At 44.2% G+C, this 1185-nt stretch carries 2 protein-coding genes; one reads left to right on the plus strand and one right to left on the minus strand.

All coding sequences use genetic code 11. The features are described from left to right. Nucleotides 1-52: 52 nt before the first annotated feature. Nucleotides 53-406 (minus strand): hemerythrin domain-containing protein, encoded by a 354-nt coding sequence (locus tag BOW51_RS10905; protein WP_078477722.1) that lies wholly within the window; start codon nt 404-406, stop codon nt 53-55. A 272-nt stretch (nt 407-678) separates the two neighbouring features. On the opposite strand from BOW51_RS10905, the gene BOW51_RS10910 reads away from it, so the two are divergent. Then, a complete protein-coding gene (locus BOW51_RS10910; RefSeq protein ID WP_167367353.1) occupies nt 679-1104 on the plus strand; it encodes a phosphoribosyltransferase in 426 nt (141 codons plus the stop codon). The last annotated feature ends 81 nt before the right edge of the window (nt 1105-1185 follow it).

Here is a 1185-nt window from a genome sequence, read left to right on the forward strand (position 1 = left end):
TGGCAAGTGCTCGGATTTCTTTTTCGTTCATCGTGCTTATCTCCCGTAGGGGTTAATGATAAGCAGATACACAAACTAATTTACAGTCTCTTTTCGGGACCTGATCTTTTCCGTGCTTCATTACCTCTATGGATATAGATGAATACGCCATCATGTAATCCAGGTGAGACTTCTTATGGTTTTCGAAATCCGGATAATCGTTTTGTTCCAACAAATTCTCTTCATAATCCAGGTGAAATTTTGAATACTTCATCATTTCAATCAGAACATTTCTAACTACTTCGACTTGGCTTGTTTCAGACTGGCTCTCATTCAACAGGTTAATCATCGAGATGATTTTCTTGTGCTGTTCATCCAACTCACCAACACCAACACTGAATTCATCTTTCCATTCAGTCTTGCTCATTGAATTGTTTTCATCCCTAAGGTTTGCCTCTGCAAAAAATTCCAAACTAATTCAATATATTTAATTATTACTAATATATAAGAGTGCGCCTTGATTATGATCAATACTTTCATATTAACGGCAGCTATGGCCTGCCGTATTCAGCCGAGTAGTAATCATGCTCGATAGCCGGTGAGGACGACCAGGTATAAAAAGATGAATTCCACTTGCGTTTTGGAAAAGAAAAATGCACCTTCTTACTGTGTGTTATGTCCATAATGGAGAGTATCGAAATGGCTGAGCGTCTGAGCTGCGAACTGGTTTCACAGGAGACGGTCTACGACCTGGTCTACAAACTTTCGGATCAGATCCGTACTAGTGACTTTCACCCGGACCTGGTTGTGGCAATTTCCCGTGGTGGTTTCACCCCGGCAAGGGTGATATGCGATGTACTGGGCCTTTTCAATTTAACCAGCATCCGCGTAGTGCATTACAGCAAGGCGGCTGTTCACGAGCAGCAGGCCTATGTAAAGTATCCATTGTGTATGGATATCGCGGGTCAACGTATCTTGCTGGTTGACGATGTCAATGATACGGGCGATACCTTGAAGATCGCCCGAGCCCATCTCGAAAGCCTGGGGCCAACCGAGGTTCGTACCGCCGTACTGCACGAAAAGACATGTTCACCGGTAAGAGCTGAATACCAAGCGTGTCTTTGATCTCGTGATGTAAAACGGGACATCCAAGTCGCCCTTTTACACTCGATCTTCGACAGCCTTTATTGCCCCGGACGCCCTGCG

This window comes from Solemya elarraichensis gill symbiont (assembly GCF_002021095.1).
In the GTDB taxonomy this organism is placed as follows: domain Bacteria; phylum Pseudomonadota; class Gammaproteobacteria; order Chromatiales; family Chromatiaceae.

Bases quoted from the DNA above. Each gene is read 5' to 3' on its own strand.
- BOW51_RS10905 (WP_078477722.1), bottom strand. From the start codon at position 406: ATGAGCAAGACTGAATGGAAAGATGAATTCAGTGTTGGTGTTGGTGAG.
- BOW51_RS10910 (WP_167367353.1), top strand. From the start codon at position 679: ATGGCTGAGCGTCTGAGCTGCGAACTGGTTTCACAGGAGACGGTCTAC.